34 protein-coding genes are annotated in these 26,569 nt (G+C 71.4%); 13 read left to right on the forward strand and 21 right to left on the reverse strand.

From position 1 onward, the window contains the following. Positions 1–141: 141 nt before the first annotated feature. On the forward strand, positions 142–477 hold the full coding sequence (locus tag O3438_RS19175; protein ID WP_269681237.1) for a hypothetical protein: 336 nt from the start codon (positions 142–144) through the stop codon (positions 475–477). Between the two features lie 17 nt (positions 478–494). Here O3438_RS19175 and O3438_RS19180 read toward each other — a convergent pair whose 3' ends face one another. Further along, positions 495–977 carry a DUF2231 domain-containing protein gene (locus O3438_RS19180; protein WP_269681238.1) on the reverse strand — a complete coding sequence of 161 codons (483 nt, stop codon included), beginning with the start codon at positions 975–977 and terminating at the stop codon, positions 495–497. Between the two features lie 205 nt (positions 978–1,182). Between O3438_RS19180 and O3438_RS19185 the strand changes: the two genes are divergently transcribed. After that, positions 1,183–1,611: a Fur family transcriptional regulator gene (locus tag O3438_RS19185; protein WP_269681239.1), complete on the forward strand. Its 429-nt coding sequence runs from the start codon at positions 1,183–1,185 to the stop codon at positions 1,609–1,611. A gap of 49 nt (positions 1,612–1,660) precedes the next feature. Beyond that, positions 1,661–2,524: an oxygenase MpaB family protein gene (locus O3438_RS19190; protein WP_269681240.1), complete on the forward strand. Its 864-nt coding sequence runs from the start codon at positions 1,661–1,663 to the stop codon at positions 2,522–2,524. A 21-nt stretch (positions 2,525–2,545) separates the two neighbouring features. Here O3438_RS19190 and O3438_RS19195 read toward each other — a convergent pair whose 3' ends face one another. From O3438_RS19195 to O3438_RS19245, 11 genes are all read right to left on the reverse strand, one after another. Continuing rightward, positions 2,546–3,373 carry a RecB family exonuclease gene (locus O3438_RS19195; protein WP_269683689.1) on the reverse strand — a complete coding sequence of 276 codons (828 nt, stop codon included), beginning with the start codon at positions 3,371–3,373 and terminating at the stop codon, positions 2,546–2,548. Positions 3,374–3,509: 136 nt separating this feature from the next. After that, positions 3,510–4,124: a MarC family protein gene (locus tag O3438_RS19200; RefSeq protein ID WP_088986470.1), complete on the reverse strand. Its 615-nt coding sequence runs from the start codon at positions 4,122–4,124 to the stop codon at positions 3,510–3,512. Positions 4,125–4,164: 40 nt separating this feature from the next. Next, complete coding sequence (locus O3438_RS19205; RefSeq protein ID WP_269681241.1) at positions 4,165–5,034, reverse strand: PHP domain-containing protein; 870 nt, start codon at positions 5,032–5,034, stop codon at positions 4,165–4,167. 79 nt (positions 5,035–5,113) lie between these two features. Continuing rightward, a complete protein-coding gene (locus O3438_RS19210) occupies positions 5,114–6,376 on the reverse strand; it encodes a hypothetical protein (protein ID WP_269681242.1) in 1,263 nt (420 codons plus the stop codon). Next, positions 6,376–7,116: a SigE family RNA polymerase sigma factor gene (locus O3438_RS19215; protein ID WP_269681243.1), complete on the reverse strand. Its 741-nt coding sequence runs from the start codon at positions 7,114–7,116 to the stop codon at positions 6,376–6,378. Before O3438_RS19215 ends, O3438_RS19210 begins: the two co-directional genes overlap by 1 nt. Positions 7,117–7,219: 103 nt before the next feature. After that, positions 7,220–8,095, reverse strand: coding sequence for a PH domain-containing protein (locus O3438_RS19220; protein ID WP_269681244.1), 876 nt, complete (start codon positions 8,093–8,095; stop codon positions 7,220–7,222). Positions 8,096–8,101: 6 nt separating this feature from the next. Then, the gene (locus O3438_RS19225) at positions 8,102–8,260 is read right to left on the reverse strand and encodes a hypothetical protein (RefSeq protein ID WP_007455302.1); all 159 of its coding nucleotides are present in this window, start codon (positions 8,258–8,260) and stop codon (positions 8,102–8,104) included. 116 nt (positions 8,261–8,376) lie between these two features. Beyond that, positions 8,377–9,096 (reverse strand): DUF6758 family protein, encoded by a 720-nt coding sequence (locus O3438_RS19230; protein ID WP_332367465.1) that lies wholly within the window; start codon positions 9,094–9,096, stop codon positions 8,377–8,379. Positions 9,097–9,134: 38 nt separating this feature from the next. Beyond that, positions 9,135–9,758 (reverse strand): TrmH family RNA methyltransferase, encoded by a 624-nt coding sequence (locus O3438_RS19235; RefSeq protein WP_088991227.1) that lies wholly within the window; start codon positions 9,756–9,758, stop codon positions 9,135–9,137. Positions 9,759–9,810: 52 nt separating this feature from the next. Continuing rightward, entirely contained in the window at positions 9,811–10,326 is a 516-nt protein-coding gene (locus O3438_RS19240) for a hypothetical protein (RefSeq protein ID WP_145786187.1), read from the reverse strand. 111 nt (positions 10,327–10,437) lie between these two features. Further along, positions 10,438–10,953, reverse strand: coding sequence for a MaoC family dehydratase (locus O3438_RS19245; protein WP_145786186.1), 516 nt, complete (start codon positions 10,951–10,953; stop codon positions 10,438–10,440). A gap of 549 nt (positions 10,954–11,502) precedes the next feature. Between O3438_RS19245 and trxA the strand changes: the two genes are divergently transcribed. From trxA to O3438_RS19260, 3 genes are all read left to right on the forward strand, one after another. Next, a complete protein-coding gene (gene trxA, locus O3438_RS19250; RefSeq protein WP_030329190.1) occupies positions 11,503–11,865 on the forward strand; it encodes a thioredoxin in 363 nt (120 codons plus the stop codon). 151 nt (positions 11,866–12,016) lie between these two features. After that, positions 12,017–12,457: a hypothetical protein gene (locus O3438_RS19255; protein ID WP_269681246.1), complete on the forward strand. Its 441-nt coding sequence runs from the start codon at positions 12,017–12,019 to the stop codon at positions 12,455–12,457. Continuing rightward, positions 12,454–13,410 carry an HTTM domain-containing protein gene (locus tag O3438_RS19260; protein WP_269681247.1) on the forward strand — a complete coding sequence of 319 codons (957 nt, stop codon included), beginning with the start codon at positions 12,454–12,456 and terminating at the stop codon, positions 13,408–13,410. Before O3438_RS19255 ends, O3438_RS19260 begins: the two co-directional genes overlap by 4 nt. Here the strand turns inward: O3438_RS19260 and O3438_RS19265 are convergent. Further along, positions 13,374–13,793 carry a thiol-disulfide oxidoreductase DCC family protein gene (locus O3438_RS19265; RefSeq protein ID WP_269681248.1) on the reverse strand — a complete coding sequence of 140 codons (420 nt, stop codon included), beginning with the start codon at positions 13,791–13,793 and terminating at the stop codon, positions 13,374–13,376. The two genes, O3438_RS19260 and O3438_RS19265, sit on opposite strands and share 37 nt — an antisense overlap. Before the next feature lie 92 nt (positions 13,794–13,885). Here O3438_RS19265 and O3438_RS19270 point away from each other — a divergent pair, with 92 nt between their 5' ends. Further along, positions 13,886–14,932, forward strand: coding sequence for an Rv2578c family radical SAM protein (locus O3438_RS19270; RefSeq protein WP_269681249.1), 1,047 nt, complete (start codon positions 13,886–13,888; stop codon positions 14,930–14,932). A 270-nt stretch (positions 14,933–15,202) separates the two neighbouring features. After that, on the forward strand, positions 15,203–15,610 hold the full coding sequence (locus tag O3438_RS19275) for a CoA-binding protein (protein ID WP_088986484.1): 408 nt from the start codon (positions 15,203–15,205) through the stop codon (positions 15,608–15,610). Between the two features lie 24 nt (positions 15,611–15,634). Here the strand turns inward: O3438_RS19275 and O3438_RS19280 are convergent, their stop codons facing one another. Beyond that, positions 15,635–16,831, reverse strand: a complete 1,197-nt coding sequence (locus O3438_RS19280; RefSeq protein ID WP_269681250.1) for an acyl-CoA dehydrogenase family protein — start codon at positions 16,829–16,831, stop codon at positions 15,635–15,637. A 177-nt stretch (positions 16,832–17,008) separates the two neighbouring features. Here O3438_RS19280 and O3438_RS19285 point away from each other — a divergent pair, with 177 nt between their 5' ends. After that, positions 17,009–17,536 (forward strand): DUF4190 domain-containing protein, encoded by a 528-nt coding sequence (locus tag O3438_RS19285; RefSeq protein ID WP_269681251.1) that lies wholly within the window; start codon positions 17,009–17,011, stop codon positions 17,534–17,536. A gap of 27 nt (positions 17,537–17,563) precedes the next feature. On the opposite strand, the gene O3438_RS19290 is transcribed toward O3438_RS19285, so the two are convergent. Next, positions 17,564–18,469, reverse strand: a complete 906-nt coding sequence (locus O3438_RS19290) for an SDR family NAD(P)-dependent oxidoreductase (RefSeq protein WP_269681252.1) — start codon at positions 18,467–18,469, stop codon at positions 17,564–17,566. Positions 18,470–18,585: 116 nt separating this feature from the next. Between O3438_RS19290 and O3438_RS19295 the strand changes: the two genes are divergently transcribed. Continuing rightward, positions 18,586–19,137, forward strand: a complete 552-nt coding sequence (locus O3438_RS19295; protein ID WP_269681253.1) for a DUF4190 domain-containing protein — start codon at positions 18,586–18,588, stop codon at positions 19,135–19,137. Positions 19,138–19,210: 73 nt separating this feature from the next. Here O3438_RS19295 and O3438_RS19300 read toward each other — a convergent pair whose 3' ends face one another. After that, the gene (locus tag O3438_RS19300; RefSeq protein ID WP_269681254.1) at positions 19,211–20,167 is read right to left on the reverse strand and encodes an HpcH/HpaI aldolase/citrate lyase family protein; all 957 of its coding nucleotides are present in this window, start codon (positions 20,165–20,167) and stop codon (positions 19,211–19,213) included. 128 nt (positions 20,168–20,295) lie between these two features. Here O3438_RS19300 and O3438_RS19305 point away from each other — a divergent pair, with 128 nt between their 5' ends. Next, complete coding sequence (locus O3438_RS19305) at positions 20,296–21,120, forward strand: SDR family NAD(P)-dependent oxidoreductase (protein WP_269683690.1); 825 nt, start codon at positions 20,296–20,298, stop codon at positions 21,118–21,120. Further along, positions 21,113–21,466, forward strand: a complete 354-nt coding sequence (locus O3438_RS19310) for a hypothetical protein (RefSeq protein ID WP_269681255.1) — start codon at positions 21,113–21,115, stop codon at positions 21,464–21,466. Before O3438_RS19305 ends, O3438_RS19310 begins: the two co-directional genes overlap by 8 nt. Here the strand turns inward: O3438_RS19310 and O3438_RS19315 are convergent. From O3438_RS19315 to O3438_RS19325, 3 genes are all read right to left on the reverse strand, one after another. After that, positions 21,381–22,763 (reverse strand): hypothetical protein, encoded by a 1,383-nt coding sequence (locus tag O3438_RS19315; RefSeq protein ID WP_269681256.1) that lies wholly within the window; start codon positions 22,761–22,763, stop codon positions 21,381–21,383. The two genes, O3438_RS19310 and O3438_RS19315, sit on opposite strands and share 86 nt — an antisense overlap. Next, positions 22,760–23,287, reverse strand: a complete 528-nt coding sequence (locus tag O3438_RS19320) for a SigE family RNA polymerase sigma factor (protein WP_269681257.1) — start codon at positions 23,285–23,287, stop codon at positions 22,760–22,762. Before O3438_RS19320 ends, O3438_RS19315 begins: the two co-directional genes overlap by 4 nt. A 63-nt stretch (positions 23,288–23,350) precedes the next feature. Continuing rightward, positions 23,351–24,295, reverse strand: a complete 945-nt coding sequence (locus O3438_RS19325) for a DMT family transporter (RefSeq protein ID WP_269681258.1) — start codon at positions 24,293–24,295, stop codon at positions 23,351–23,353. Positions 24,296–24,401: 106 nt separating this feature from the next. Here O3438_RS19325 and O3438_RS19330 point away from each other — a divergent pair, with 106 nt between their 5' ends. Beyond that, the gene (locus O3438_RS19330) at positions 24,402–25,121 is read left to right on the forward strand and encodes an HAD family hydrolase (protein WP_269681259.1); all 720 of its coding nucleotides are present in this window, start codon (positions 24,402–24,404) and stop codon (positions 25,119–25,121) included. Between the two features lie 8 nt (positions 25,122–25,129). Here O3438_RS19330 and O3438_RS19335 read toward each other — a convergent pair whose 3' ends face one another. After that, positions 25,130–25,657 (reverse strand): hypothetical protein, encoded by a 528-nt coding sequence (locus tag O3438_RS19335; RefSeq protein ID WP_269681260.1) that lies wholly within the window; start codon positions 25,655–25,657, stop codon positions 25,130–25,132. Between the two features lie 12 nt (positions 25,658–25,669). Continuing rightward, complete coding sequence (locus O3438_RS19340; protein WP_269681261.1) at positions 25,670–26,539, reverse strand: PhzF family phenazine biosynthesis protein; 870 nt, start codon at positions 26,537–26,539, stop codon at positions 25,670–25,672. Positions 26,540–26,569 lie beyond the last annotated feature (30 nt).

Raw genomic sequence — 26,569 nt, forward strand, 5'->3', positions numbered from 1 at the left:
CCGCGCCGACGCGGGTGGGTCCCGAGGTCGCGTCGGCACTGTCGCGGGAAACGCGTCGCCACTGTCGCGGGGCCTCCGCCGACAGTGCCGCGCCGGCAAGAGGCGACCGAGCCGTCGCCCGCGTTGGTAGCGTCGGACGGCGTGACGACCCCCAGCGGTGGCAGCACTCCGGACGACTACTGGCGACGGCCCGGCGCCGACGCGGCGGCGGCGGCGGCGAACGAGCCTCCCACCGCGCCCACGGCCACACCCGCGAGCGGGTACGCGGGCCCACCGCCGAGCGTGCCTCCGCCGACCGGCTGGCGTCCACCCGTACACCTGCAACCGGCGCCACCTCGCCGGTTGCCGCCGCAGGACATGGCCGGCCTGGATGTGGCCGAGCAGCGCTCGCAGCGGGTCACCTACGGTTTCGGCGCGGCGGCGGGAGTGGTGCTGGTGTTCCTGGTCTGTCTGCTCTGCTCACGGGTCATCTTCTGACGTTCGGGCGGAGCGGGTCAGAGGGTGGTGCCCCAGACCGCCTCGGCGCCCGTGTGGCCGGTCAGGTAGACGTAGACGAGCGCGGCGATGGACAGCGCCACCGTCGCCACCGCCAGCACCGGGGTCACCAGCCCCGGCAGTTGCGGCACCCGGGGGTGCCCGCTGGTCGCCACCAGCAGCAGGATGGCCACGATCCCGAGCGGCACCACGATGCGGAACAGGATGTCGCCGTAGCGGGAGTGCTCGAAGATCTGGTCGAGGATCTGTCCCTGGAACCCCCGGGCGACCAGCGCGTCGGTGAACACCTCACCCGACTTGACGGCCACGAAGGCGGTCACGGGGGCGACCACGGCGAGGAGAGCCACGGCCCAGTCCAGCCGGTGTCGCCACCGGGGCAGACCCACGTACGCGATGGCCAGCACCGCCAGCAGCGGCACGAACACGACGACCGCGTGGACCACCAGGACGTGTACCGGTAGGCCCAGGATCTCCTCGAACATCGAACCCTCCAGGTGGATCACACGGTCAGGGGGTGGTCAGCGTACGGTCCGCCGGTCGTCCCCACGCTTCCGACCGGACACACGCGTAACTCGACGATCGGGTTCACCGTCCCGGGCGAGATCCCGATCTTCCCGGGGCTGTGTCGGTGGCCACCCGCACCCGGCGACGGTTGTCGATGCTGGTCGCGCGTGCTGTCATTGGCCAATGTCCGGTGCCGAGGAGCTGCTGCGATCGAAGGGTCTGCGTGTCACGCGGCCCCGCCTCGCGGTGCTCGACGTGCTCGGCGGTGGCGGCCACCTGGAGGTCGACGAGATCGCCCGGCAGGTCCGTGAACGCCTCGACTCGGTCTCCACGCAGGCGGTCTACGACGTGCTGGGCGCGCTGTCCCGGGCCGGACTGTCCCGCCGGATCGAACCGGCCGGTGGTCCCGCCCGTTACGAGGCACGGGTCGGCGACAACCACCACCACGTGGTCTGTCGCGGCTGCGGCGAGATCGCCGACATCGACTGCGCGGTGGGCAGTGCGCCGTGTCTGGAGCCGAACGTGACGCACGGCTTCGAGGTGGACGAGGCGGAGGTGACCTTCTGGGGTCTCTGCCCGGGCTGTCGGGCTCGCCGCTCCGCCGACGTCTGATCCGACGGCAGCGACGGACGTGTCCGGCAGACCGTGGCACTCTTGGGCGGTGGACTCCGATGACCTCGGCCTCTTCGGTCCGGGTTCGGTCACGTGGAAGGTGCACGAGGAGCCGATCCTGATCGTCGCCGGCCTGCGCTCGCTCTACCTCCAGGCGTTGCATCCCCGGGCGATGGCCGGGGTCGCGCAGAACAGCAACTACCGCACCGACGCCTGGGGCCGTCTGGTCCGCACCGCCACCTACGTGGCGACCACCGTCTACGGGACCACGGCCGAGGCGGAGGCGGCCGGCGCGCGGCTGCGCCGACTGCACGACCGGCTGCGGGCCACCGACCCGGTGACCGGGGAGTCGTTCCGGATCGACGAACCGGACCTGCTGCGCTGGGTGCACGTCACCGAGGTCGAGTCGTTCCTCAGCACGGCCCGTCGGGCCGGGCTGCCGCTGACCGACGACGAGGTGGACGGCTACTACACGGAGCAGCGCCGGTCCGCCGCTCTGGTCGGCCTGGACCCGGCCACCGTGCCCGGCACCGCGAACGAGGTCGCGGAGTACTACCGCGCCGTACGGCCGGAGCTGCGGATGACCCGTGAGGCTGCCGAGACGGCGGTCTTCCTCACCGCTCCGCCGGTGCCGTGGAAGCTCAGCCTGCCGGCCCGGCTGGGCCTCACCCTCGGCCCGCCGCGCTGGGCGTACCTGGGGATCGCCGGCACCGCGTTCGGACTGCTGCCGGCGTGGGCGCGCCGGATGTACGGCGGGCTCGGTCTGCCCACCACGTCACTGTCGGCGGATCTGACGGTGCGGGCCCTGCGCCTCGGGTTCGCCGCCGTGCCCCGTCGTTACCTGGAGGGGCCGTTGATACAGGCCGCCAAGGAGCGGGCCGCTCGCCACGCCGCCACCTCGCTGGCCGGCTGACCCGACCGCCCGGGTGGCCGGTCAGCCGTCGGCGTGCCGGTCCACAGCCGCCCACGGTTCCTTACCCGGCACCTGCGCCCCCGTCGGGCAGTGCCGGCGGAAGTCGCACCAGCCACAGCGCGGACTGGGTGCCACCGGGAAGGCCTCGTCCGCGTCGGCCCCGTCGGCGACCGCACGTTCGGCGGCCATGATGTCGCGGGCTGTCTCCTCCGCACGGGTCAACTGCCGGGCCAGCGACTCGACGGTGTGATCGTGGGCGGCGACCGTGCCGGTGGGCAGGTGGTGCAGCTCCACTCGGCGGCACGGTCGGCGGAACACCCGCTCGGCCGCGTACGCGTAGAGCGCCAACGCCTGCGAACCTCGGGCGTCGTCAGCGTCCAAACCGCTGCGACCGGTCTTGTAGTCGACGATGACCAGCTCCGGCCCCTCCGGACCGGGCCGCGAGTCGATCCGGTCGGCCCGGCCGTTGAACGCCAGCACGGCGGTCTTGACCGCCACCACCCGTTCCACGCCGAGCGGGTCGGAGTCGGCCTCCAGCGTCTCGACGTACGCCTCGAGCCAGCCCAACGCCCGCCGGTAGGCGGATCGCTCCTGCTCGTCGTCGCGGTAGCCCTCGCGAACCCAGGTGCCCTTGAGGAGGGTGGCCAACGCCTCGGGGCGACGCCGGTCGGCGGGCAGCGCGTACCAGTTCTTCAGGGCGGTGTGCACGCTGGCGCCGAGCGAGTTGTGCGCCCACGGCGGACCCTTGGGCGGTGCCGGCCGGTCGACGTACGAGTAGCGGTAGCGGCGCGGGCAGTCGGCGAACGTGCCAAGTTTGCTCGGTGTGCAGACGAACAGCCGCTCCGGCATGCCCTCGAAGCCAAGTTGCTCGGCACCGCCGTCGCGTTGTCGGGGGGCCCGGCCGCCGGCCTCCGGCCGTCCCGCTGATGAGGATCGTCGCACCCTGCGATCCTGCCATCCACCTCCGACAGCGTGGGTGTGCCGGTCAGGTCATGTTCACGTAGTGAGTGACGAAGGCGAACACGGCGTCGGCGATGAGCTGCACGGCGATCGCGGCCAGCAGCAGACCGGCGATCCTGGTCAGCACCTCGATGCCGCCGGGCCGCAGGATCTTCACGATGCCGCCGGAGAAGCGCAGGACGATCCAGACGGCGACCATCACGGCGAGGATCGCCACGGCGATGGCGGTGTAGTCGCCCAGGCCGTCGGCCTGCTGGACGAAGAGCATCGTGGCCACGATGGCCCCCGGACCGGCCAGCAGCGGGGTGCCCAGCGGCACCAGGGCGATGTTCGAGGTGGCGTCCGCGCTGGGACCGTCGGTCTTGCCGGTGAGCAACTCCAGGGCGACGAGTACGAGCAGCAGTCCACCGGCCGCCTGTAACGCCGGCAGGTCCACGTGCAGGTAGTCCAGCAGGGTCTGACCCGCCACCGCGAAGATCACGATCACGCCCAACGCCAACGCGACGGCCTGCCAGGCCGCCCGGTTGCGGTCGCGGGCGGGTAGCGGACCGGTCAACGCCAGGAAGATCGGCATCATGCCCGGAGGGTCAGTGATCACCAGCAGGGTCACGAAAACCTCGCCGAACAGCTTCAGGTCCACGTGATCAACCTAGCCGCGCCGAATTCCGCCGAAACGCGGATCAGCCGGAAGCGACCTCGGTCACCCCTTCGGCGACGATCCGCTCGTACGCCTCGACGCCTGTGGTGAACGCACCGAGCTGCACGGTCTTGTGCGTGCCGTGGAAATCCGAGGATCCGGTGACGAGCAGGCCCAGGTCGGCGGCGAGCCCTCGGACGTGGGCCCGCTCGGCGGGGCTGTGGTCCTCGTGGTCGGCCTCGAGCCCGGCCAGTCCGGCGGCCGCCAGCTCGGTGATCAACTCGTCGGGCACCACGCGGCCACGGCGGGTGGCCCGGGGATGGGCGAAGACCGGCACACCGCCGGCCGATCGCACCAGCCGGACCGCCTGGAACACGTCGATGTCGTCCTTGGGTAGCCGGTACCGTTCGCCCAGCCAGTCCGAGCCGAACGCCTCCCGGGTGCTGCCGACCAGGCCGGCCCGGATCAGCGCCTGTGCGATGTGCGGCCGGCCCACGGTCCCTCCGTCCGCACCGGCGAGGATCTCCGGCCAGCTCACGTCGATGCCGTCGGCACGCAACAGCGCGACGATCCGTTCGCCGCGATCTTCCCGGGCGGCCCGCACCCGGGCCAGCTCGGCCACCAGTTCGGGGTGGTCCGGGTCGAACAGGTACGCCAGCAGGTGCAGCGGCACCGCGGGTTCGGTGCCGGACCAGCGACAGGAGAGTTCCGCACCTCGGATCAGGCGCAGCCCGGGCGGCAACGCGTCGACGGCCGCCGCCCAGCCGGCGGTGGTGTCGTGGTCGGTGATCGCCAACACGTCCAGCCTTGCCGTGCCTGCGGCCCGGACCAGCTCGACCGGGGTGAACGTGCCGTCGCTGGCCGTCGAGTGGGTGTGCAGATCGATCCGCGGGGCACCGGTACGCGAGGTCACCTCATGACGCTACCGAGGAGGCACCGAGCCTGACTCGCGGAGGTCGTTCCGACCTGGTGGATCAGATTGACCCTGTGGATCAGAAGCTGCGGACCAGGACGGGCCGGTCCCCGGCTGGCACGTCGGGCACCGGCTCGGGGGCCGCCGGTTTCCCGGCCCGTACCCGGCCGACGTCGACCCGGACCAGGTCACCACCGCCGTCGAGGTACACGGCCTGGGTGTCGTTGCTCCAGACGATCGCGCCGGACATCGGCGGCCCGGCCGGAACGGCGGTCGGCGCGGGCCCGAGTCGTCGCAGGTCGACCAGGAGCGCCTGGCTGGCCTTGCCCACCCGTCCGTTCACCAGCAGCCACCGCCCGTCGGTGGAGACCCCGCCCACGCCGTCCTGGGTCAGGTCCGCACCACAGCCGGATTCGACGGGCTGCAGGTGGCGCTTCGGGTCGAGGACGGCCAGGCAGGTACGGCCCGGGTCCGTCGCGACGGTCTGGCCGACCAGCTGCCCGTCGGGCAGCTCTCCGTAGACGTTGAGGGTCTCCCGGTCGACCGCTGCGGGCAACTGCCCGGCACCCGGCCGCCAGAGGGTGTGACCGGCACCCACGGGGTCGAGCCGGACCAGCACGTTGTCACCGACGAACCGGATGGGTTGCGCGGCCGCCGGCACCGGGGTGCGCGCCGCGCCGATGAGCTGGGTGCCGACCACCCCCGCCACGAACAGGTCACCGCCGTCGCGCCAGGCGACCTGACGGCTGTCCGGTGCCAGGACGATCGAGCCCGCACCGGCGAGCAGCACCTGCACCAGGCCGTCGTCCTGCACGACCCAGAGGGTGCGGCCTGCGGTGGTCGGCGTGCTGACCACCAACCAGCCGCCCCCGCCGGGCAGGAGTTGGGCATTTTCGGCCGGCCCGATGTCGCGCAGCACCAGCCGCTGCCCGTCGGGGTTGACCAGCGTCTCGCTCACGAGCAGGGAGGCGGACGTCCCGGACGAGGATTCGGCACCGGGAACGCTGGCCGTGGGGACCGGCCGGTTGGACCGGTCCGGATCACCGATCACCACGATGGGCGTAGCGTCCCGCCCGGTCCCCGCGCCGAGTTGGACCATGCCGGCGCCCAGCAGCACGGTGACGGCCGCCGCGAGCGCGAGCCCGACCCCGGTGCGCCGTCGCCGGATGCGGGTCGCACGTCGAATCGCCTGGCCGGCGGGGTCGGCGCGCAGCGGGCGGGCAAGGGTCACCTGGTGCGAGAGACTCTCCCGCACCGCACCTTCCAGCTCGTCAGGCCGCACCTCGTAGGAACGCTTCGACCCGGCCGTCAGGTTGTCGGGCCGGCCCGGCAATCCGCTCACTACTGCTCCCCGGAGCCCGTGCCGACGGGCACGGCCGCCGGGGCGGTGGGCAACACGACCTGCGGGACGACCGGACGCGGTGTGGCCGGGCGGGGCGCGGCCCGGCCGCCTGTCTGTCGGGGTCGCGGCGGCGCGGCGGCGCCGGTGGCCGGGAGTTGCCCGTTCGGGGCGCCCGAGGCGGTCGGGCGGACGACACCGGGTGCGGCCGGCCGGCCGGCGACACCGGCTGCGGCGGGAAGCTCCGCCGCGTCGGCTCCCATCCGCCGGCGCAGCGTGGCGAGGGCTCGGGACGTCTGGCTCTTCACCGTCCCCGGTGAGATGTCCAGCATCGCGGCGGTCTGCGCCTCCGACATGTCCTCGTAGTAGCGCAGCACCAGCACCGCCCGTTGCCGGTTGGGCAACTGCCTCAGATGCCGCCAGAGCAGGTCACGGTCGAGCTGCTGCTCGATCTCGTCGACTCCGGCTCGTTCCGGCAGCACCTCGGTCGGGCGTTCACCGTGCCAGCGCCGCCGCCACCAGCTCGTTGATGTGTTGACCATCACACGCCGGGCGTACGGTTCGACGGCCTCGATCCCGCCCAGCCGCTTCCACGCGAGGTAGGTCTTCGTCAGCGCTGTCTGGAGCAGATCCTCGGCCGTGGCCCAGTCGCCGGTGAGCAGATAAGCGGTGCGCAGGAGCGCGGCGGAGCGTGCCGCGACGAACTCGCGGAACTGCTCCTCCAACGAGTCCCTGCTCGTCACCGCCCACCTCCACACCCCGGTCGTCCTGGCAGAGTGCCACGTCAGAGGCGTTCCGGTCCATGACGAAAGGTGCGCACTTACTCCGATGTTCGGTCGAAAAGCTTCACGCCCCGTCGTCGGCCTTGGCTTCGTCGGCCTCCTTGCCGAGCCGCGCCTCGACCGCCTGCGGCTCGTACATCTCCTCGACGACGCGCAGGTAGAGCTCGTTCGGATTGGGCAGATTCTTGATCTCGCGGAGGGCCTGCTCCTGGCCGGCGGACTCCAGCACGAAGGTGCCGTAGTTGAGCGCTCGCCCGGTCGGGGTCTGTTCGTACTTCATGTCGGTGACCCGGACCAGCGGCATCATGGCCACCTTGCGGGTGACGATGCCGTTGACCACCATGACCCGCTTGTTGGTCAGGATGAAACGGTCATACCACCAGTCCGCGACCTTCCACGCCACCCAGCCCATCACGGCGAACCAGAGCAGCACGGCGATGGTGGTCAACGCGCCGACATCCTGCCCGGCGAGGAAGCCGGAGAGGTAGCCGAGCACGAAGGTCGCCGCGATGCCGATCAACAGCGGGTTGGTGAGGTGGATCCAGTGCCGCTTCCACTCACCCCGGTAGCGCTCGGTGGGGAAGAGGTAGCGAGCCACCAGCGAGCTGGGCTCGTCCTCCAGAGGCAGCACCCGACGAGGTGTCGAGCCGGTCGCGTCGGCACGCAACCCGGCCAGCTCGTCCTCGGAGATCTGGGGCGGCTGGTAGCCGGCCTCCGGATCACGGATCCATCCACGACCGGAACGCCCCTGGCCGGCATAGCCGGGCCCGTCGCCGTAGCCGACGTCGTCCGAAAGGGACGGACCGTCGGACAGGCCGGGCCCGGCGCCGTAGCCCGGGCCGTCATCGGGCCCGATCCGCGGGATCGGCTCGGTGTCGCGCTCGCGGCGCTCCCGGTCGGGGTCGTCCGGGTCGAAGGGTGGACCGGAGGGGCTACCCATCGGCGGCTAGGCGACGAGACTGGTGAAGAAGTCGCCGAACCCCTGCGCAATATCCATGATCCCGCCGCCGAGCGACTTGAACACGTCAGCCGCTGAGTTTGGCCGGTAGGCGACGAAGAAGATCAAGAATGCGATTCCGGCCCAGGTGAGGACCTTCTTGACCATGGCGGGCCATCCTCTCGCGCGGCGCCGGGTCCCATTACCGCAGCGGCACCCAGAGTATCAGTGTGGTGTCGTACAGTGAATATCTGCGTCCGTTCTCCGTCAAACCGGGAGACTTGTCAAGGTCTCCCGGGTAAGTACGGGGACGGTGCGCCGTACACGAGCTCGGGCGGAGTCCACTCGGTCAGGTCGTGTAGCACGACGTCTTCCGCGAGCAGGTGACCCGCACTCGCCGGCCAGGCTATCGCATGGAGCCACATTCCCCGAGCTTCGCCCGCGTACGCGCTTCGATCCGTCGGAGAATTCACCAACCACAGTGGAGTCGGGTGCCCGGCGACCCTGATCCTGGCCTGCCCGACGTGGTCGGGATGACCGGGCCCCGGGTCGGTCAACGCGTCGACCAGCTCCGGACCCGGGTCCGGCCCGGCGAGTCCGGCGAGCCGGGTGCCCAGGCCGACGCCCGGTTCCTCGGCCACGAAGACCAGGTCCGCCGGACCACCGCCGAGGGGGGCCGGGCCCGCGCAGGCCACGGCTGTCGCGCGTACTCCCGTCCGGTCGTCCCCGGCGTACGCCACGCCGGTGAGCGTCCAGCCGGTCGGCAGCGGCCACGGGCACCAGAGCGGCGTCACCGGCGGATCCGCGGTCGTGGTGATCCGTTCCACCACGCTCGCCACGATGTCCGCTCCGATGTGCTCGGGCACGTGCAGCGGCGGCACCGGGCCGCAACGCACGCATCTCGAGTCGGTGTGCATCAGATCCGGCGCCCGTACCGGGCCCCCGCATCTCGGACAACTCACCGCGACACTCACATCCCCACCGTCACCCCGTACCGTCGGCACGTCAAGCGGGAACGTCCAATTCGGCGTCCGGACGCGGATCAGTCCGGCGGCGGCCCGGCGTGGGCGCGAATCCAGGCGTGCATCGCGATACCGCTGGCCACCCCCGCGTTGATCGACCTCGTCGAGCCGTACTGGGCGATGGAGTAGAGCTGGGCGCACGCCGCCCGCGCCGGCGCGGAGAGCCCGGGGCCCTCCTGACCGAACAGCAGGACGCAGTCCCGGGGCAGGGTGCCGGTCTCCAGCGGACGCGACCCGGGCAGGTTGTCGATGCCGAACACCGGCAGCCGGCGCTCGTCCGCCCAGGCCACGAACTCCTCGATCGTCTCGTGGTGTCGCACGTGCTGGTACCGATCGGTGACCATCGCGCCGCGCCGGTTCCACCGTCGCCGTCCGACGATGTGCACCTCGGCGGCGTTGAACGCGTTGGCGTTGCGGACCACGGTGCCGATGTTGAAGTCGTGCTGCCAGTTCTCGATGGCGACGTGGAAACCGTGCCGGTGCCGGTCCAGGTCCGCGACGATCGCCTCGTGCCGCCAGTAGCGGTAGCGGTCGACGACGTTGCGCCGGTCCCCCTCGGCCAGCAACTGCCTGTCGTAACGCGGGTCGTCCGGCAGGTCCCCCGGCCAGGGACCCACACCCACCTCGAGCTGGTCTTCGGTCACGGTCATCAGAGGGTACGGGCCACGGCGGCACCCGCTGCGGCGGCCTGCCGGGTCACCGCAGCCCGAGCGCGGCGCCGAGCCGGTCCAGGAAGCGCCGGTCCGCCGGGGTGGCCAGGTGGTCCACCCGACGTTCGCCGGGACTGGGCACCGCGCGGCACACCCGGGCCGCGACCGACTGCACCCACTGGCGGTACGCGGCCGAGTCGGCGGGGTCGGCGCGCCGACGCAGAACCCGGTTCGCCGCCCGGCAGGCGGCCAACAGGTCCACCAGATCGGTGAGCTGCTCGGTGGGGTGTGGAGTGCCGTCGTGCCGGGCGTAGATCGCGGCGACCACCGCACGGACGAGATCGCTGTCGAAGGCTCGACCCGCCGCCACGGCGTCCAGACCGGCGAGACCGGCCATGACCCCCCGCTCGGCGCGGCCCGGGCCGGAGGCGGCGGCAGCCACGAGAACCCGGCCGGGTAGACCGGTGAGCAGGTCCCACTCGGCGGCGGAGTAGGCAGCCGTGGTCGACGGTGCGGCTCGACGGCCGGCAGAGGGCGGCTCTCCGGCGACGGAGTGGCTCATCGGAACCTCCGGCGTCAGCATATGCCCCGCGCACGGGAGCGGGGCCTCTTCCGCGGCAAACGCGCTGCGGGAGGGCCCCGGAGTCCGTCGGCGGTCAGCCCGTCGTACCGCTCACCGCGGCTCGGGGAAGCTGGGCCGTTCCGGATCCACCCCGTCGGGCACGGCGCTCGCCGCGTACTCCCGCTTGGGAACCATGACCTTGCGGCGGAAGACGCAGACCATGGTGCCGTCCTGGTTGTAGCCGCGGGTCTCCACCGACACCACGCCCCGGTCGGGCTTGGAGCCGGACTCACGCTTGTCGAGCACCGTGGTCTCGCCGTAGATGGTGTCGCCGTGGAAGGTCGGCGCGACGTGCCGCAGCGACTCGACCTCCAGGTTGGCGATGGCCTTCCCACTCACGTCGGGCACCGACATGCCGAGCAGCAGCGAGTAGATGTAGTTGCCGACCACCACGTTGCGCTTGAACTGGCTGGCCGTCTCGGCGTAGTGCGCGTCCATGTGCAGCGGGTGGTGGTTCATGGTGAGCAGGCAGAAGAGGTGGTCGTCGTACTCGGTGACGGTCTTGCCCGGCCAGTGCCGGTAGACCGCGCCGACCTCGAACTCCTCGTAGTAGCGGCCGAACTGCATCCTGGTCCCCTTCGACGGCGGGCGATGGAGTTCGGCACAGCATGCCTTACCGAAGGTTAAGGCGACTGGCGGGGCGCGTCGGCGGTGGAAAAGTCACACCGGCCACTCAAACCCGGGGGGAGACGCAATGAGCGGCGGGGCCCTCCCCGGCACCCGCCGCCCACGCTCTGATGCCGAGAAGTCTGCCCTACGACAGCGTAGGTTCGACAGAGATCGGCGTCACATTTATCTTTTTGTAACACTACTCTCGGTGACGATCCGGAGGTTGATCAGCGATCTCCGCAGGCCGGATACCTCCTTGTCACGGCCCAAGTTACCGATTCGTACAGCTCAATCGGGTGGATCTCCCTGGAAACGCTCCCATTACCGCAGGTCACGCAAGTGCGTCGTGCATTTGCGTTCCGCAGGACGACGAGATACAGACGTGGGTCGATGGTCCGCAGCCCCCTGGCTGGACCTGGCACGTTTCGTGACCCACCCCCCGGGAATTCGATACGGTCAGCCCGGGTTCTACGGGTCGTAGACAAACCGCGGTGATCGGAGAGTGCAATGGCAACCGTTGAGCTGACCTCGGCGAACTTCGACGAGGTGACCGGCAACGACGGCATCGTCCTGGTCGACTTCTGGGCCGACTGGTGTGGTCCGTGCAAGCGGTTCGCCCCGGTCTACGAGCGCTCCTCGGAGAAGCACCAGAACATCGTGTTCGGCAAGGTCGACACCGAGGCCCAGCAGGAGCTGGGCGCCAAGTTCGACATCCGGTCGATCCCCACGATCATGGCCATCCGCGACGGCGTCATCGTCTTCGCCCAGCCGGGTGCCCTCCCCGAGTCGGCGCTGGAGAACCTGATCGAGCAGGTCGAGGCCCTGGACATGGACGACGTCCGCAAGCAGCTGGCCGAGCACAACCACTGAGTCGTCCGAACGACACGAAAGGCCGGGCCCGGTGCGGGCCCGGCCTTCGTCGTACCCAGGCAAGCACTTGCATGATCACCTACCCGGGCAGGCCGAACTGACCGTCGGTGGGACCCGGCACGGCCGGTACATCCCGTATCGTCACGACCCGATGGAGACCCTGACCACCCGCGGGCGCGTGACCCGGCTCGGCGCGACCGCACTCGGCCTCGCCCTGCTACTGGTCGGCACCTTCTGGGGCAGCGACGACGACTTCCCGTTCGGCCCGTTCCGGATGTACTCCACCTCCAACCCGCCGAACGCGCCCGCCCCCGACACCCGCGTCGAGGGAGTGAACAGCGCCGGGACGGTGATCGACCTCGACCAGGACGCGACCGGCATCCGTCGCGCCGAGATCGAGGGTCAGCAGGCCCGGTACGCCGCCGACCCGACGCTGCTCACCGAGGTCGCCGACGCGTACGCCGAACGCCACCCCGACGCCCCCGCGCTGGTCGAGGTCCGCATCGTCATCCGTTGGCACGGCATCCGCGCCGGCCGGCCGACCGGGCAGCACACCGACCAGACCGTCGTCAGCTGGCAGGCGTCCCGATGAGCCGCTGGCTGACCGAGGCCGTCCCCCGGGGCCGGGTGGCCGCGTTCCGGACCCTGATCTACCTCTTCGTCGCCGCCGACCTGGTGGTCTTCACTCCCTGGGTGCGCACCCGGGTCAGCGTGCCCGGCGACCTCTACCAGCCATTGCTGATCGGCCGCGCGCTCCCCCTGCCGACGCCGACCGAGACGCTGGTGACGGTGATCTTCTGGGCGTTGCTGGCGCTGGCCCTCCTCGCCGCGACCGGACGAGCCCCCCGCCTGCTCGGCTGGGCGGTCTGCGCGCTCTACCTGGAGTGGATGATCATCGCGATGAGCTACGGGAAGGTCGACCACGACCGGTTCGGGCTGCTCGTCGCTCTGGCCGTGCTCCCCACCGCCGGGCGGGCCCGGCACGGCGACAGCACCCGCACCGAGGCCGGCGGCTGGGCTCTGCGAGTCACCCAGATCGCGGTGATCTGCACGTACTTCCTGGCCGCCTTCGCCAAGCTGCGCTTCGGCGGCCTGGACTGGCTCACCGGCTCGGTGCTGGCCCGCGCGATCATCCGACGCGGCACCGACCTGGCCGACCTCATCGCCCAGGTGCCCTACCTGCTGATCGTCGCCCAGTTCGGCATCGTGGCGTTCGAGCTGCTCAGCCCGGTGGTCTTCTTCCTGCCACCCCGTTGGCGACTCGCCATGGTCGGCTTCTTCTACTCGTTCCACGCCGTCACCATCGCGACCATCACGATCTCGTTCGCGCCGCACCTGGCAGCGATGACCAGCTTCCTGCCGCTGGAACGGGTCCGCCCGCTGGTCTGGGCCCGCCGACTCGTCGGCCGCGACGCCCTCCACCGCGATGCTTCCGGCCCGTCCGGCGACGGGCCGGCCGTGGAGCCGGCCTCCCCGGACGCCGGTTCGACGCCGGAGCCGCTCGGGGATCAGGCCTCGGTGGTCGGGCGTCCAGCCGGGCCGTAGAGCCGTTCGCGGGCCTCCTGCGGCAGAGAGCAGGCCGCCGTGCCGCCGGGCAGGCGGTGACGGTTGCGTGCCACCCAGCGGTACACCGGCCAGGCCGCGACGCGTACCGGCGGGAACCTCAGACCCGCACCGGCCATCCGCCAGACCGGGCCACTGCCGGCCAGCAGCTTCGCGATGGCATCCGGGCCGGCGGCGCGTACGCCGTCGGCACCGACCCACTGCACGGCCTCCTCGCACTCGGCCACCGTGAGGCCGAGCGCGTCCAGGTCGGCGAACTGCCAGGGCACCACCCGTGCGCCGGTCGGAATGCGGCGGGCAATGAAATCAGCGCACTGCGTGCAGAACGCGCAGTCCCCGTCGTAGACGAAGGTCGACGTCTCCATGGGTCCATCCTCCCCTCACCAACCACCCGGACACCCAGCGGTGTACGGCGGGTCACTTGCGCCTGACTCGTACACGTGTTCGAATAGTGCCCATGCGCTGGGACAACCTCACCGCTCCCCCGGCTGAGGGAGACCCCGAGCGGGCAGCGCCAGCGACGCCACCCCTGCCGCTGGCGCTGCCCGGCGCCGTCGCCCGCACCTTCGACACTCCCGAGTTCGCCGGGATGACCTTCTACGAGGTGCAGGCCAAGTCCATCCTCAACCGCGTGCCCGGCCAGTCCCGCGTGCCCTTCGAGTGGACCATCAACCCGTACCGTGGGTGCACTCACGCATGTCGATATTGTTTCGCGAGAAACACGCACACCTATCTCGACCTCGACGCCGGTGCGGACTTCGACCGGAAGGTGATCGTCAAGGTCAATGCCGGTGAGCTGGTGCGGCGGGAGCTTGCCGCGCCGAAGTGGCGGGGCGCGCACGTGGCGATGGGCACCAACGTCGACTGCTACCAGCGGGCCGAGGGCCGCTACCGGTTGATGCCGCAGATCATCGCGGCCCTGCGGGACTTCGCCAACCCGTTCTCGATCCTGACCAAGGGCACGCTGATCCTGCGCGACCTGCCCCTGCTGCGCCAGGCCGCCGAGGTCACCAGCGTCGGCATCTCGTTCTCGGTGGGGTTCGTCGACGAACAGCTCTGGCGTTCCGTCGAGCCGGGCACACCACACCCACGCCGCCGGTTGGACGCGGTTCGGGCACTCACCGACGCCGGCTTCTCCGTCGGGGTGCTGATGGCCCCGATCCTGCCCGGCCTCAGCGACGACGATGCGTCGATCGACGCCACCGTCTCGGCGATCGCGGCGGCCGGGGCGACCAGCGTGACCGCGCTGCCTCTGCACCTGCGCCCCGGCGCGCGGGAGTGGTACGCGCCCTGGCTCGCCCGGGAGCACCCACACCTGGTGCCCCGCTACCGCGAGCTGTACCGGGCCGGTGCGTACGCCCCGCAGGCGTACCAGCGGGAGGTGACCGCACGGGTCCGGATCGCCGCCCGCCGGCACGGGATGCACCGCGGCGAGCGAGGCGACAACCGCAACCTGCCCGAACCACCGCCACCCTCGACAGCCGAGCAACTGACCCTGCTCTAGTCGAGCTGATCTTTGATCAAGCCGGGGCTGCGGGTGCTGCTGGCCACCAGCTTCAACTGGCCGGCGATGTCGATGTGCTGTTGAGCGATATACCTCAGAGGTATGAATATGACTCTGAGGTATATCGCTCGCTTCCGCATCCGACACCCGGCGGAGTGACCGATGGTCACCGACGGGCCGACGTCGACGAGCGAGGTAGACCTGAGGCGGGGCCGGGCGGCCAAGAGCTTTGACACACGGTCCACTCGGGCTCGGAGCTACAGTCGGCGGGTGCGTACCGCTCAGCAGATCCTCGCCGACTCCGCCGTGATCGCCGTCGTGGGTGCGTCCCGCGACCCGTTGAAGGCCGCGCACTCCGTGCCGTTGCAGATGCAGCGTTACGGCTGGCGCATCATCCCGGTCAACCCCACCGTCGACGAACTGTTCGGGGAGCGGGCGTACCCGACGCTTGCCGACATCCCGCACCCGGTCGACCTGGTGGACGTGTTCCGGCCGGCGGCCGACGCCGTGCAGGTGGTCCGGGACGCGGCGGCGATCGGCGCCCCGGCGGTCTGGCTGCAACTGGGCATCGTCTCGGCCGAGGCGCGGCGGATCGCCGAGGAGGCGGGCATGGAGTACGTCGAGGACCGCTGCCTCATCGTCGAACGCGCCGCCGGCGACCTGACCCGCTTCGCCTGACCAAGCCCCTGCCCCACCCCGAGGTTAGAGCTTGTATTCCTTCAGGAGACCGCGGGAGATGATGGTCTTCTGGATCTCCGAGGTGCCCTCGCCGATGAGCAGGAACGGGGCCTCCCGCATCAGCCGCTCGATCTCGTACTCCTTGGAGTAGCCGTAGCCGCCGTGGATGCGGAACGCCTCCTGGACGACCTCGGCGCAGTATTCCGAGGCGAGCAGCTTGGCCATCCCGGCCTCGACGTCGTTGCGCTGGCCGGCGTCCTTGAGGCGGGCGGCGTTGACCATGAGGGCGTGCGCTGCCTCGATCTTCGTGCCCATCTCGGCGAGCTTGAAGGCGATGGCCTGGTGCTTGGCGAGGGGCTGGCCGAAGGTCTTGCGCTGCTGGGCGTACCCGACCGCCAGTTCGAACGCGCGGATGGAGATCCCACAGGCGCGGGCGGCCACGTTGACCCGGCCCACCTCGATGCCGTCCATCATCTGGTAGAAGCCGCGCCCCACCTGGTCGGCACCGCCGAGGATCGCGGAGTCGGGCACCGTCACCCCGTCGAGGACCATCTCGGTGGTCTCGACACCCTTGTAACCCATCTTTTCGATCTTTCCGGGGATGGTGAGGCCCGGGGCGGTCTCACCGAAGCCCGGCTCCTTCTCCAGCAGGAAGGTGCTCATGTTGCCGTACACCGAGTCGGCGCCGGTGTCGGTCTTGACCAGGGTGGCCACCACCGAGGAGTACGCGCCGTTGGTCAGCCACATCTTCTGTCCGTTGAGCACGTAGTGCTCGCCGTCGCGGACGGCCCGGGACTTGATGGCGGAGACGTCGGAGCCGGTCTCCGGTTCGGACATCGAGAACGCGCCGCGGACCTCGCCGGTGGCCATCTTCGGCAGCAGGCGGGTCTTCTGCTCGGCGGAGCCGTGCTGGGAGATCAGGTACGCCACGATGAAGTGGGTGTTGACGATGCCGGAGATCGACATCCAGCCTCGGGACAGCTGCTCCACCACCAGCGCGTAGGTGAGCAGCGATTCGCCCAGACCGCCGTACTCCTCGTCGATGGTGAGACCGAACAGCCCCATCTCGCGCATGCCGTCGAGGATGTCGGTGGGGTACTCGTCGGCGTGCTCCAGCCGCTGCGCGTGCGGGATGATCTCCTTGTCGGCGAAGCCCCGAACGGTCTCCAGGATCGACTGTTGCACATCGGTCAGGCCGGGCGTCTGGGCGAGTCGAGCCATCTCAGCCTCCGGGGATCCGCGCACTACTCATGGGTAACTGAACGCTGGGTAAGTATCGACCTCGGGGGTCGGCGAGGCCAAGGTGACCAGTCCACACAACCGCTGTGAAAAGGTTCACCGCTGCGGGTAGCGTCCGGCAAGAGGGACTTTTCCGGCACCGGCAGGAGGAGTGCAGCAGTGAGCTACCCGCCGCCGTCGGGACCACCAGGGGACGAGCCGCCACCGTCGCCCTACGAGCCACCACGGGACCAGTCGCCATACGCGCCACCGCCACCCGGCCAGCCACCATCGGACCAGCCGACGTTCGAGCTACCGGCGGAACGCTCACCGTACGGGCCACCGGCGGACGACCCGTCGCCGTACGCGCACCAGGGCCCGCAGCAGTCGCCGCACTGGAGCCAGCAGCCGCCGTACCCTCCGCAGGGCCCCTACGGTCAGTACGGCCCCCCACCCGGCGGGCCAGGCCGGGGCACCAACATCCTCGCGATCCTGTCACTGGTGTTCGCGTTCGTGTTCCCGCCGGCCGGCGCCGTCCTCGGCCACGTGGCCAAGCGGCAGATCCGCACCAGCGGTGAGGACGGCGACCAACTCGCCACCTGGGGTCTGATCCTCGGTTACGTCTTCACCGGGCTCACGGTGCTGGCCTGCTGCGGCTGGCTGGCGCTCGTCGCGCTGGGCAACAACGGTGACGGCGGAGGCTACTGACCGCCGGGCCGTCGTGGGCCGCCGAGGTCAGCGGAACCGCGCCTCGCGGACGCTGTTGCCGCCGTCCACCACCAGCATCTGACCCGTGATGTACGAGGCGGCCGGCGAGCAGAGGAAGCTGATCGCCGCGGCGACCTCGTCCGGAGTGCCCGGTCGACCCACCGGAGTGCCCAATCCCTGCTTGATCTCGGCCATCGTGGACGCGGCGGTGTAGATCGTGCCCGGCGCGACCGCGTTCACCGTCACCCCGTCGGCGATCATTTCCATGGCCAACGCCCGGGTCAGCCCGACGACCCCTGCCTTCGCCGCCGCGTACGCGGCCTCGGTGGGCAGGGCGTTGACCGGGCCGGCCGTGGCCGCGAGGTTGACGATCCGACCCCAGCCCCGCTCGGCCATGCCTCCGATGAACGCACGGCTGCACAGGAACGCCGTGGACAGGTTGCGGTCGATCTCGCCGCGCCACTCGTCGTAGGTCAGCTGGGCGACCGGCCGCAGCACCCCCTGGCTGGCACGGCTGGCCAGGCCTGCGTTGTTGACCAGCACCTCGACGTCGCCCAACTGCTCGGCGACCGCGTCGGCGAGCGCACCGACCTCGGACTCGTCGGTCAGGTCCGCGACGAAACCGGTCACCCCCAGCTCACCGGCCCGCTCGTGGATGCGCCGGGTGGTGGAGACGATGGCCACGCGGGCGCCCAGGTCAGCCAGACGGCGGGCGGTGGCGTACCCGATGCCGTCCGGGCTGCCCGCCCCGGTCACCAGGGCGACCCTGCCGTCGAGCCGCATGGTCACCGGATCCCCGAGTGCGACCGGCTCGTCGGAACCGGAACTGCCCGTCGGCCCTGCCGTACGGGCACGCCGGGCGACGCCTGGGCGGCTCACGTCCCGTCGGGGTCGGCTGCCGGAACGGTCCGCGGCGCGCGCGTCGAATGCCATGCCAGGATCCTGCCCGCTGGGACCTGCCCGAGCAACGCGGCACCCGGTAGCGGGGGCGTCGGGTTTGGGCGGTGCTGGCTACCCTGATGCCGCACCCGACCTGACGGAGAGTTCGTATGACAAATCCCCCGCCGCCCGGCGGCTGGAGCGACCCCACGTGGTCGGCCCAGCCGTCGAGCCCCGCAACGGACCCGACAGTGGTGGCCGGTCAGCCGGTACCCACCCAGCCCGGCCCCGCCAACCCGTACGCGCCAGGTGACCCGTACGCGCCCGTGGATCCGTACACGGCGGGCGACCCGTACGCGGGTGCGAAGATGCCGCCGGGGCAGCCGGTGGCGGCGTACGGGCCACCGCCCGGCTACCCGCCGCAGCACCCCGGATACGGCTACCCGCCGCAGCCGAAGACCAACGGGCTGGCCATCGCCTCGCTGGTGCTGGCCCTGGTCGGTGTCACCACCTGCGGCGTCACCGCGCCGATCGGGGCGATCCTCGGCCACGTGGCGCAGAAGCAGATCCGGGTCAGCGGCGAGGGCGGTGAGGGGATGGCGAAGGCCGGCATCATCGTCGGCTGGATCATCACCGCGCTGATGGTGCTGGGCATCGCCTTCTACGTCGCCGCGATCATCTTCGCGATCACGACCGGCGACAGCGGCAGCAGCAGCTACTGAGAGCGGCGGCCGGGTCGGCGTACCACCCGGGCCGGGTCGACGGCCGGTGGCTGTCGGTCCGGCCCGGCGCGCGTCACTCCGCCGGTGGGGTGAACGACGAGGTACGGCTCATGCCGGCGGCCCGACCCTTCGCGGAGATGACGAGGGCCATCTTGCGGGACGCCTCGTCGATCATCTCGTCGCCGAGCATCACCGCGCCCAGCCGGCCACCGGCCTCGGAGGTGTAGTGCTCGTACGCGTCGAGAATCAGCTCGGCGTGGTCGTAGTCGGCCTGCGCCGGCTGGTACACCTCGTTGGCGGCGTCGATCTGGCCCGGGTGCAGCACCCACTTGCCGTCGAAGCCCAGCGCCGCGGAACGCTTGGCCACCTCGCGGAACGCGTCGACGTCGCGGATCTGCAGGAACGGGCCGTCGATGGCCTGCTTGTCGTGCATCCGCGCGGCCATCAGGATCCGCATCAGGATGTAGTGGTACGGGTCGCCCGGGTAGTCCGGGATCAGGCCGCCGACCACCAGCGACTTCATGTTGATCGACGCCATGAAGTCGGCCGGGCCGAAGATGATCGTCTCCACGCGCGGCGAGGCAGCGGCGATCCCGTCCACGTTGACCAGTCCGGCGGCGTTCTCGATCTGCGCCTCGATGCCGATCCGGCCGACCTCCAGGCCGATCGTCTTCTCGATCTGGGTGAGCGTCAGGTCCAGCCACTGCACCTGGGCGGCGGTCTGCACCTTGGGCAGCATGACGCAGTCCAGGTTCGCGCCGGCCCCCTCGACGACCTCGATCACGTCCCGGTAGGTCCACGGGGTGGTCAGGTCGTTGACCCGGACCACCCGGGTCTTGCCGGCCCAGTCACCCTCGTTGAGGGCGGCCACGATGTTCTTGCGCGCGTCCGCCTTGGCCAGCGGGGCGACGGCGTCCTCCAGGTCGAGGAAGACCTGGTCGGCCGGGAGACCCTGGGCCTTGCCCAGCATCTTCACGCTGGAACCCGGGACGGCGAGGCAGGACCTGCGGGGGCGACCGACTACGGCCATGGATGCGCTCCTTCCAGCGTCCGGCGGGCATGCCGACGCCACCTGACGACAGATCCGAGACCTTAACGATCCCAAAGGGCGTTGTGACGCCACGGTAACCTCGCGCCATGACCGGGGTGAATGGACCTGTGGAAGATCTCACTGGGCGTCGGCTGGTGGTGGTGACCGGGGCCAGCTCCGGCATCGGGCTGGCGGCCGCCGTGGGGCTGGCCTGCCGAGGTGACCAGGTGGTGCTGGTCGGACGGGACCCGGCGCGACTCCAGGCCGCAGCGGAACGGGTACGCGAGAACTCCGGTGAGCGTCCGGAGTTGTTCCGGGCCGACTTCGCGATCCTCGACGACGTACGCCGGCTCGCCGAGCAGCTACGGGCGACGTACGACCGGATCGACGTGCTCGCCAACAACGCCGGGGCTATCGCGTTGCAACCGCTCACCACCGTCGACGGTTTCGAGATGTCCATCCAGGCCAACCATCTGGCCCCGTTCCTGCTGACCAATCTGCTCGCCGACCGGGTGGGCCGGGTCGTGGTGACCGCCTCCGGAGCGCACCGCTTCGGCGCGTTGGACCCGGACGACCTGAACGCGCCACTGCGCGGCTACCGGTCGACGAGCGCGTACGGCACCAGCAAACAGGCGAACATCCTCTTCACCGCCGAGGCGGCCCGCCGCTGGCCGAGGATGTCCGCGTACAGCTTCCACCCGGGGGTGGTGCGTACCCGGTTCGGCAACGACAGCAGGCTGGTGGCCATCGGTATGCGGTTCATGCCCTTCCGCAGCCCGGAGAAGGGCGCCGAGACCCTGGTGTGGTTGGCCAACCAGGACCGGTCCCGGCTGGTCGACGGGGGCTACTACGTCGACCGTCGGCTGCGTCGGCCGTACCGGAAGGCCACGAACCCGCACCTCGCGGCCCGGCTCTGGGAGGCCAGCGCCAAGGCGGTGGGCATCGATGACTAGCGCCGCCGGGCTGACACTCGTCGCGGTCGTCGAGTTCGCCGCCGGTGCCGAGACGGCCGGACAGCGTTACGAAGACGTCGTGCTGTCCCTGCTCGAACGACACGGCGGCCACCTCGACCGGCGGTTGCACGGCACCGACGGCCGGACCGAGGTGCACGTGATCCGGTTCGACTCCCGGGCCGGCTACGAGTCGTTCCTCGCCGACCCGGACCGGGCGGCCCTGCGGAGCGCGCTCGGTGCGGCCGCCCCGACCACCCGGGTCATCGAGGTACACGAGCCCGTCGTCGGTCACGCCAGCGTCGCAGCCCCGACAGCACCGGCACAGCGACCAGGACCACCAGGATGAAACCCACGGCGAGCGCCCAGAACGGCGGCGGCCCGTAGTGGGGGCGGCCGGACTCGCGTACCGCCCCACTGATCGCGAGGTCGGCGGCGACCGACAGGTCGGTGATGCCCTCCGGGGTTCGGAAGAGCACGTCCGGCGCTGTCGCGCCCCGACGGAGCACCACCAGTTCCACCGCCTCCGTGCCGACCTCGTGATACGGCCCCCACGCGACGTCGTGCTCCTCCGGGAGGTCCTCCGCCTCCGGCCCGGGCACACCGACCAACGCGACAGCCTCGTCCGCCGAGCGCCAGCCGAGCAGTTGCACGAACGAGCGGGAGCGCATCGGCGGGAACGCCACGCCGGCCAACGGGGTGCCGTCGGTTGTGGACCGCACTGCCAGTGTCCAGGTGCGCCGGTAGGACGGCACCGGGCAGTCGGTACAGGTGGACCGGCCCAGGACCGCCACCGACCGCCCGTCCGGCAACCAGGAGCCGGCACCGGCGAGCCGCCCGCCGGCCAGCGGCAGCTTCCGGTACGGCGTGGCGACCCGATCCGCCCCCGCGTCGTCCACCCGGGTCAGCCAGACCTCGTCGCGAACCTGGAGGGCCAGGTCACCGCCGTCCGGCGACAGCGCGGCAGTGCGCCCCGGCGGGATCCAGGCGGTGTCGACAGGCACCCGCAGCACGTCCGTCCCGCGATCCCGGTCGTAGACCCCGACGTACGGCGTGGAGTATGTGTTCGGGGACGTGAACGTGGTGTCGGGGTCGGCGTAGACCAGGCGTTTCCCGTTCGGCGCGAAGGCGAGCGGGTAGCCGTCCGGGCGATCCGGGGTGCTCTTCCCGGACTTCAGGTCGATGAGGGAATCGCCCACCCAGGCGTACCGGCCGTCCGGGGAGAGCAACGCCTCGAAACCCGCGACGGCCGGATCGCCGTCCAGCACCCGGTAGCGGTCGTCGTCCGCCGCCACCACACCCATCCGGGTTTCGAACCAGTTGGTGCGTACGGCGGGACCACCGAAGAGCATCGCCGCCACGCCAGGTGCCGAGTGACCCACGGAGGCGGTCCGCAGCGGCGGGTCGACCAGCTTGGTCGGTAGGCCGGGGGTGTCGTGACTCGGGGCGGCGGGCAGGGGCAGGGAAACCGGGTGCAGCGCGTACCCGGTGCCGAGGAAAAGGACCAGGACGGCGAGCGCGCCGGCGACGGCGGCCCGGCGACGACGGTGCCGGGTCCGCGCCGTGTCGAAGAGCCCGTCCGGTACGCGCGCGGGTGGCACGTCGGCGGCGAGGCGCCGCAGCGTCTCGGAGAGTCGGGCGGTCATCGGGAGGTCACCTCCTGCGGGCTCTGGCCGACGAGTTCGGCCAACTCGGGGGCGAGCACCCGCAGCCGGCGAAGGGCGTGCCGGGTCTGGCTCTTCACGGTGCCCACCCGGCAACCGAGCAGCGCTGCCGTCTCCGTCTCGGTGCGGTCCTCGTAGTAGCGCAACACGAGGACCGCGCGCTGCCGCGCGGTCAGCCGGGCCAACGCCGCCGACAGCACCAGCCGCAGATCGGTGTCGTCGCCGGGTCCAGCGCGTTCCGGCAGCGCCCCGTCCAACCGCTCGGGCGGGCGGGCCCGCCGCCAGCGCCACCAACTGGCCGCCTGCGTGCACAGCACCCGACGCAGGTAGGCGCGCGGGTCAGCGATCCGCTCCCACCGCACCGCGACCCGCGCCAGCGCCACCTGGACCAGATCCTCGGCATGGTGCCGGTCACCGGTCAACAGGTACGCGAGCCGGGTCAGCCCGGCGGTCTCGGCCCGGACGAAGTCGGCGAAGCCGTCCCGGGTGCGGTCCTCAGTCGTCAACGGATCGCCCTCCTCACCGGATAGACGCGCGGCGGGCCGGTCCCGGAGGGAACCGGCGGGTGATCAGTCGTCGAGCGGGGTCGGGTCGGTCGGCAAGGCGGCCGGTGCGGTCCGACGGCCGCCGACCACCACCACCGCCACACCGGCCAGCAGCAACGCCATCCCCAGCAGCGCGTACGGGCGGGGAACCTGCCCCAGCCAGGCCCACCCGAGCAGCGCCGCACCGGGCGCCTCCAGCAGGATCAGCACGCTCACCGTGGTCGCCGGGATCTTCTGCAGGGCGTAGTTGAACATCGAGTGCCCGAGCAGTTGAGCGCCGACCACCAGGGCCAGGATGGCCAGCCAGGTGCGCCCGTCGAACCCGGTCAGCCGTACGCCGCCGACCAGGCACATGGCCAGCAGGATCAGCGCGCAGATCCCGTAGCAGATGGTGGTGTACGTGGTGGTGCTGATGCTGGTCCGGGCCCGTTCGCCGAAGGCGGTGTAGACGGCGGCGAACATGGCGCCGGCCAGCGCCAGCACGTCGCCGAGGACGGCCCGACCGGAGACCCCCACGTCCACGCCGGTGGCGACCGCCGCCCCGCCGACCGCCACGGCGATGCCGATCCACACGATCCGCGGCAGCCGACGCCCCTGCACGCGGGCGATCAGCCCCTGCCAGACCGGCTGGGTGGCCACCAGCGCGGTGGACGTGGCGACGGTGGTGAGTTGGGCGCTCGGCACCCAGGTGGCGAAGTGACCGGCCAGCGCGACACCGGACAGGACACAGAACAACCCCTCCCGCCGACCCACGCCGCTGGCGAGCCGGCGGAACTCGGCACGGCGTCGGGCCAGCGAGAACGGGCCCAGCACGGCGACCGCGAGCAGGTTGCGCCAGAACGCGATGGCCAGCGCGGGCGCGGCGGCGTACGCGATCAGCGGCGCGGACGACGACACCGCGACCACGGCCAGGCCGACCGCGCCGGTGGTCAGCGGATCCAGTGACGGCCGGTGTGAAGGTGGGGGCACGGGACGTAATCCTCACACGTATGACGGACAGCACGGAGGGTCATCACTCCGTTACGATCACGCGCGTCCGCGCCGGCGACCCTCGACCGCCCGGAGGCGCTCCCCCATGCCCACCTACCAGGCGGTGCTGTTCGACTTCTTCGGCACCCTGACCCGCTCGGTGCAGCGCGGTGTCGCGCACGCCAGCACAGCCGAGCTGCTCGGCTGTCACACCGACACGTTGACCGAGGTGCTGGACCGTACCTACTACGAACGGGCCACCGGTCTGCTCGGCAACGCCGAGGCGACCCTTCGCTGGGTGTGCGCCCAGGCCGGCGTACACCCCAGTGACCATGCGGTGCGGGCGGCCGTGGCGTCCCGACACCGGGCGGTCCGCGCGGACACCTGGCTACGGGCCGACGCCGTGCCGGTCCTCGCGGCCCTACGCCAGCGTGGCCTGCGCACCGGTGTGATCAGCGACTGTACGCACGAACTGCCGGCCTTCCTGCCCCAGCTCGCCATCGCCCCCCTGCTCGACGTGCGGGTCTTCTCGGTGCAGGTCGGACGGTGCAAACCGGATCCGGCGCTCTACCTGACCGCCTGCCAGCGACTCGGGCTGACGCCCGGCGACTGCCTGTACGTCGGTGACGGCGGCAGCCAGGAGTTGACCGGCGCCGAGCGGACCGGGATGACGGCCGTCCGGCTCGCCGCCCCGGACCTGGCCACGCACATGGTGTTCAACGCCGACCTGGACTGGCGCGGGCCGACGCTCGCCACCCTGGGCGAGGTGCTGGCCCTCGTCGACAGCGACGCCGAGGTGGTGGGGGTCGGCGGCCGGGCGGCATGACGAGCCGATCAGCGACGACGAACCCGGTGCAGGCGGAACGGCTTGCGCGTGGCCCGGACCGCCGGGGTGGCCCGGGGTGGCTCGGCCTGCGCGTCGGCCGGCAGCTCCGTGCCGGCCAGCGGTGTCCCCGTCGGGGCGAGCCGGTTCACCGCGCACCCCTCGGCAGCCCAGCGGGCCACCAGGTCGGCGGTCGGCCCGGCCGCGTTGAGGCGCTTCGCCGCCACCAGCGGCGCGATGGTGTCCCACTCCTCGGTGCCCGGCCGCACCCGGCTCACACTCGCCGGCCAGGTGACGATCCGACCACCGTGGTCGCCACGCAGGGAGACCTGCGCCTCGGTCGCGTCGGCCAGGCCCGGCGCCGCCTGCTCGCCCGGCCCGCTGACCACCAGGAGCGCGCCCTCGAGAGGGGCGCACCAGAGCGCGAGCGCCGGCCCGCCCGACACGCTCACCCAGGCCACCGCGGCCTTCTTCATCGCCTCGTCGACCAGCGGCGTCGAGCCCTGTGTGTCGTCAGTCACCCTCGCATCCTCCCGCATCGGCGTCCGGACTCAACCGACGAACGGCGGGACGGCGATCTCACCCCGGGCCACCGGCATGACCTGACCGGCGACCGTCGCGCCGACCGCCACGCCGTTCGCCGCGGTGACCGTGCAGGCCAGGGCCGACGGGCGGTTCATCTCGACACCCTGACGGACCGCGTAACGGGACAGCCCCTCGCCCGGCAGCAGGCCCGTCGCCACCAGCCAGACACCCAGGCCGAGCGCCGCCGAGCCGGTCGCCGGGTCCTCCGGAATGCCGATGCCGGGCACGAAGACCCGGGCGTGCGCGGTTTGCGTCGTCCCGTCCCAGGAGAAGACGCTGACGTGCGAGACCCCGTACCGCTGCGCCGCGGCCGCGTTCACAGTGGCGCGGGCCACCGACTCCGGACGCACCGGCAGGTACGGGAACTCCAAGCCACAGCCGGCGACGCGTGGCGCCGGGCCGACGTGGTCGTCAGCGGTCAGCCCGGCGATCTCCAGCAGCGGCTCCGGATCCAGCTCCGGCCCGAGGGTCGGTGTGCCACCGGTCAGCGTCGCCCCGGAGGGGGTCACCTCGATCGGCAGCACCCCGGCGTGGCACTCCTGGGTGACAGACCCCACACCGAACATGCCCCGCCGACTCGCGGTGACCGCCGCGCCGACACTCGGGTGCCCGGCGAACGGCAACTCCTCCACCGGAGTGAAGATCCGTGCCCGGTAGGTGACGCCGACCTGGGTCGGAGGCAGCACGAACACCGTCTCGGAGAGGTTGAACTCCAACGCGAGTGCCTGCATCTGCTCGGTGGCCAGCCCTTCCGCGCCGAACACCACGGCCAGCGGGTTGCCGGCGAAGGGGCGGTCGGTGAAGACGTCCACGATCTCGTAGGCCAAGGTCGACATGTTGATAAACACTAGGCGCTTAGGCTGGTG

This window comes from Micromonospora sp. WMMC250, from assembly GCF_027460215.1.
In the GTDB taxonomy this organism is placed as follows: domain Bacteria; phylum Actinomycetota; class Actinomycetes; order Mycobacteriales; family Micromonosporaceae; genus Micromonospora; species Micromonospora taraxaci.